Here is a 5,213-nt window from a genome sequence, read left to right on the forward strand (position 1 = left end):
TGACGTCGCCGTCACCCATCTCGAGCACTCCCACGAGCAGGACCCCTGTGACCAGCGCCGTGAGGACGCCGTGCCACGCGCCGACGGGGACCTCCGGCTTCTTCATCCGGGTCAGCACGCCGCCCAGCACGAGCGCCCACCCGATCAGGTGGAGGACCACGAGCACACCCTTGACGATCTCCATGGATCTGACACTACGTCATGACCATGGTCGTGGCCGAATCAGGGCCGGCTCGACTCCGCGCGCTGGTACAGCTCGTCGGCCACCTCGAGCACGTCCGGCCAGGCCACCGCGGGGGGATGGCTGGCATTGGTGGTCCGAATCCGCTCGAGCAGGTCGCGATCCTCGGCGAGCCGCACCAGCGTGTCGCTCATCGCCTCGTCGGAGGGCACGAGGAACCCGTTGACTCCGTCCTCGACGAACTCCCCCAACCCGGTGCCGGCGCGCCCCACGATCGCGAGGCCGGCAGCGCGAGCTTCCAGTGGCGCGATCCCGAAGGCCTCGAGCACCGACGGCGAGGCGAACACGTCGTGGTCACGGTAGATCGTCGGCAGCACGGCCCGCGGGGCTTTCCCCATCACGGTCACCACGTCCTCGAGCCGGCGCGCCTGCACCTCCGCCCGCACCTGACCCTCAGCCGGCCCACCACCCACGAGCGTGAACCGCAGCCGGGCCGATCCGTCCGGGCGGCGCCCCAGCTGCTCGTGCGCACGCGCGATCGCGGAGATCAGCGGGATCGCGCGCTTGCGCGGCGCCAGCCGCTGCGTCGCCACCACCCGCAGCGTTCCCGGCACAGCGTTCGGGACCGGCGAGGCAGCTGCCGCCACCCACGGTGCCAGGTCCAGCCCGTTCGGCAACACGCTCACATCGGAGCGGCCCAGGGCGTCGGCCACCCGCTCGGCCGCGACCGTGCTGACAGCGCTCGGCGCGAACGCCGCGTCATCCCAGCCCGTGGCCTTGGCACCGGCCGCGACCAGGCTCTCGACGCCGTCGAGCATGCAATGCCAGGTAATGGCCAGCGGAAGACCGAGAGACCGGGCCGCCCGGGCGCCGTCGTAAGCGAACGGTGACACCACGCCCGCGTGCACCTGCACGACGTCCGGCTTCAGCATCCGCAGCGCCCGCCGGATCAGCCACAGACCTCGCGGGTGGACCGGGATGCCGAACGTGGAGCGCGAGGCGAGTCGGTGCACCCGCAACCCCGGCGACTCCGTGGTGCTGGCCCGGAACCGGTTGCGGCCCTGCGCCTGCGCCCCCTTCGGGAGAGCCGTCGCCGTGAGGACGTGGACGGCGTCGCCCCGCGCAGCCTGGTGGGTCGCCAGATCCTGCACCTGGGTCTCGATGCCCCCGACCCGCGGCGCGTAGCAGTCGGAGATGTGGACGATCCGCACGGGACGCCTACTCCCACTCGATCGTGCCTGGCGGCTTGCTCGTGACGTCGAGCACCACGCGGTTGACGTCGGCGACCTCGTTCGTGATGCGTGTGGAGATCCGGGCGAGCACGTCGTACGGCAACCGGGTCCAGTCGGCGGTCATCGCGTCCTCGGAGGAGACCGGTCGCAGCACGATCGGGTGCCCGTAGGTGCGGCCGTCGCCCTGCACCCCCACCGAACGCACGTCGCCCAGCAGCACCACGGGGCACTGCCAGATCTCGCGGTCCAGTCCGGCGGCGGTCAGCTCGGCACGCGCGATCGCGTCGGCCGCACGCAGGGTCTCCAGCCGCTCCGCGGTGACCTCGCCCACGATCCGGATCCCCAGACCGGGCCCCGGGAACGGCTGCCGCCACACGATCGCCTCGGGCACCCCGAGCTCCAGCCCGACCGCCCGCACCTCGTCCTTGAACAGCGTGCGCAGGGGCTCCACGAGCTCGAACTGCAGGTCGTCGGGGAGTCCGCCCACGTTGTGGTGCGACTTGATGTTGGCCGCGCCCTCGCCACCGCCAGACTCGACCACGTCCGGGTACAGCGTGCCCTGGACGAGGAACTTCACCTCGCCCGAGTGCGCCAGCGTCGCGTCCACGTGCGCCTCCGCGACCACCTCGCGCGCGGCCAGCTCGAAGACGCGGATGAACTCGCGCCCGATGATCTTGCGCTTCTCCTCCGGGTCGGTCACCCCGGCGAGCGCGTCGAGGAACCGCTCGCGCGCGTCGACGACCTTGAGCGTCACGCCCGTGGAGGCGACGAAGTCGACCTCGACCTGCTCCGCCTCCCCCTCACGCAACAGCCCGTGGTCCACGAACACGCAGGTCAGCTGGTCGCCGACCGCCTTCTGCACCAGCGCGGCCGCCACGGAGGAGTCCACTCCGCCCGACAGTGCGCAGATCACCCGCGCGTCACCGACCTGGGCACGGATCGACTCGATCTGGTCCGCGATGACATTGCCGGGCGTCCAGTCACCAGCCAGCCCTGCGCCGTCGTGAAGGAAGTTCTCGAGCGAGGCCTGGCCGAGCGTGGAGTGCTTGACCTCGGGATGCCACTGCATCCCGAACAGGCGCTTGTTCCGGTCCTCGAATGCGGCGACCGGCGAGCCGGGCGAGGTCGCGAGCACCTCGAAGCCCTCGGGCGCGGCCTGCACCGCGTCACCGTGCGACATCCACGTGACCTGATCGGGCGGCGACCCCTCGAGCAACGTCCCCTGCGCGGACACCTCAACCTCGGTTCCGCCGTACTCCCGCGTACCGGTCTTCGCGACCGTCCCCCCGAGCGCGGCAGCCATCGCCTGGAACCCGTAGCAGATCCCGAGCACCGGGACACCGGCGTCGAACAAGGCGGGGTCGACGCGCGGCGCCCCCTCCTCGTACACCGAGCTCGGGCCGCCGGAGAGGATGATCGCGGCAGGGTCCTTGGCGAGCATGTCCGCCACCGGCATCGAGTGCGGGACGATCTCGGAGTACACACGCGCCTCCCGCACACGGCGGGCGATCAGCTGGGCGTACTGGGCGCCGAAGTCGACGACGAGGACCGGGCGAGACTCAGCAGACGTCACCCCGCCAGGATAGAGCCGCTCAGCGGATCTCCTCGCCCGCCCACTCGAACACGAACGTGGCGGTCGCGTTCCACAGCGCCAGTACCGGCTGGTAGTGAGCGAACCAGCGGTCGTAGCCCTCGCCCGTGGTGGTCTGCTCCCAGGTCGCACGGTCGGGCCAGGTCTGGGTGGCGAGGTAGCGACGCCCCTCGAGCCGCATCAGACCGAGCGTCACGTCCGGGTGCAGCTCGGCGTATCGCGGCTCGATCTGCTCCTCGATCAGCACCAGCAGGTCGGCCTCCTCGCCGCCCTCGGCCAGTTCCCAGACCTTTCCGGTCACCCAGGTCATGTCACTCCCCCACTCGATCCTCGAACCATCGCCGCGCACGTACCTCCATGACGAAGGACAGCACCGGCACCACGCCACCGGCGATCAGCGCGAGGATACGTCCAAAGCTCCACCGCATCCGCGACCACAGGTCGAACACCGTGATCGCGTAGATCACGTAGATCCACCCGTGCACGATAGCGATCCAGTTCCCGAGCACCGGCTGGTCCGGACCGTTCACCTGCAGCACGTACTTGAGGAACATCTCCACGCACAGCAGCAGCAGGAACCCACCGGTCACGAACGCCATGAAGCGATAGCGCCCGAACGCCGCGCGCGCCTTGGGCACGTCGAGGGCCGGGTGTGGTGGTTGCGTGGGCTCGGTCTCGCTCGGGGTATCGGTGCTCACCCGGCCATTCTCGCTGCTCTCGAACGCGACCGTGTACACGGCTGCGGGGCCATGATGTCGAGATGGTCCGTCTGCGCACCTCCTCGCCGCGGTCTCGCGGCTGGACCCGCCGACGGCGTGGGGCAGGGTTCTCCTATCTCGACGCCGAGGGTGGGCCGCTCGCGGGCGACGACGTCGCCCGTGTCCGGGCTCTTGCCATCCCTCCGGCATGGCGGGACGTCTGGATCTGCCCGGTGCCGAACGGGCACCTGCAGGCGACAGGCACCGATGACGCCGGGCGCCGGCAGTACCTCTACCACCCGCAGTGGCGGGCGAAACGGGATCGGCTGAAGTTCGACCGCGTGCTCGAGGCGGCACCCCACCTCAGGGCGGCGCGGCGGCGCGTCGCTCGCGACCTCGCAGCATCCGGGATGCCGCGCGAGCGTGCGGCCGCGATCGCCGTCCGACTGCTCGACGAGGGCTACTTCCGCGTAGGAGGTGATGTGGACGCTGACAGCGAGAGCGTCGGGCTGACCACGCTGCTACGCCGTCACGTGCGCCGACACCAGGGCGCCCTGATCTTCCGATTCACCGGCAAGGCGGGGGTCCGGCAGACGGTCACCATCGACGACGAGGAGGTGATCGAGGCGCTGTCACCGCTGCGCCGCCGCCGCAGCGGCCACCGGCTGCTGGCGTACCGGAGCGGACGCAGCTGGACCGACCTCGACGCCGCGGACGTCAACGACTACCTCCACGAGCTCGTGGGAGGCGAGTTCACCGCCAAGGACTTCCGGACCTGGCACGCAACCGTCATCGCGGCGGAGACGCTCGCCTCCAGCGAGGAGTCGGGCCGCTCGAAGGCGTCGCGACGACGCGCGGTGCGGGCCGCCATCGAGGAGGTCGCCGGGTACCTCGGCAACAGCCCGACAATCGCGAAGAACTCCTACATCGATCCCCGCGTGATCGACCTGTACGAGTCGGGAACGACGATCGCGAAGGCCGCACGGAAGCGGCACCGCAACCCTGAGATCCGCCGCGCGGACCTCGAACGCGCCGTGCTCGACATGCTCGGCGGGTGAGGCTCACAACCGGGTGGGCGGATCGGGGCGATAACAGGTCGCCCTCTGTCGGCGCCGCGGCCTACCGTTGTCCCTCGTGCGCCCACTTCCCGAGGCCGACCCGGGCACCCCTCCGCTGACCACGCCGATCGCCTACCTGCTCTGGCAGGCGCGGCGGCAGTCCGGCGTGCTCGCAGCAGCCGTCGTGTTCGGAATCTTGGGAGCGGTCTGCCAGGCGGCGCTGCCGTACGTGCTGGGTCGCGCCATTGACGACGGTCTCGACCACGGCCTCACCGCGCCGTTGCTGCGGTGGTGCCTCGTGCTGCTCGGGATCGGCGCGGTCTCGGTGGTCACGGGCTCGGTCGGGCACAGGTTCGATGTGCAGAACTGGCTGCGGGCCTCGCTCAACGCCTCCCAGCTGGTGGGCCACCACGTCACACGCACCGGTTCGGCGATCACCAAGGAGCTGCCCAC

Annotated in this window: 5 protein-coding genes and 2 pseudogenes; 2 read left to right on the top strand and 5 right to left on the bottom strand. The window is 70.7% G+C overall.

Annotated features, from left to right (window positions below; translation table 11 throughout):
• The 5 genes and pseudogenes from ACOJSN_RS09410 to ACOJSN_RS09430 all read right to left on the bottom strand — a co-directional run.
• A pseudogene (locus ACOJSN_RS09410) lies at positions 1-184 on the bottom strand (hypothetical protein); the annotation flags it as partial.
• 38 nt (positions 185-222) lie between these two features.
• Complete coding sequence (locus ACOJSN_RS09415; protein WP_420112238.1) at positions 223-1,392, bottom strand: glycosyltransferase family 4 protein; 1,170 nt, start codon at positions 1,390-1,392, stop codon at positions 223-225.
• Positions 1,393-1,399: 7 nt separating this feature from the next.
• On the bottom strand, positions 1,400-2,986 hold the full coding sequence (guaA, locus tag ACOJSN_RS09420; RefSeq protein WP_420112239.1) for a glutamine-hydrolyzing GMP synthase: 1,587 nt from the start codon (positions 2,984-2,986) through the stop codon (positions 1,400-1,402).
• Positions 2,987-3,005: 19 nt separating this feature from the next.
• The gene (locus tag ACOJSN_RS09425) at positions 3,006-3,314 is read right to left on the bottom strand and encodes a hypothetical protein (RefSeq protein ID WP_420112240.1); all 309 of its coding nucleotides are present in this window, start codon (positions 3,312-3,314) and stop codon (positions 3,006-3,008) included.
• Between the two features lies 1 nt (position 3,315).
• Positions 3,316-3,702: a DUF3817 domain-containing protein gene (locus ACOJSN_RS09430; protein WP_420112241.1), complete on the bottom strand. Its 387-nt coding sequence runs from the start codon at positions 3,700-3,702 to the stop codon at positions 3,316-3,318.
• Between the two features lie 62 nt (positions 3,703-3,764).
• Here ACOJSN_RS09430 and ACOJSN_RS09435 point away from each other — a divergent pair, with 62 nt between their 5' ends.
• Together ACOJSN_RS09435 and ACOJSN_RS09440 are read left to right on the top strand one after the other, a co-directional pair.
• Entirely contained in the window at positions 3,765-4,760 is a 996-nt protein-coding gene (locus ACOJSN_RS09435; RefSeq protein WP_420112242.1) for a DNA topoisomerase IB, read from the top strand.
• Between the two features lie 76 nt (positions 4,761-4,836).
• Positions 4,837-5,213: pseudogene (locus ACOJSN_RS09440) on the top strand (ABC transporter ATP-binding protein); the annotation flags it as partial.

This window comes from Pseudactinotalea sp. (assembly GCF_048594945.1).
Lineage (GTDB): Bacteria > Actinomycetota > Actinomycetes > Actinomycetales > Beutenbergiaceae > Pseudactinotalea.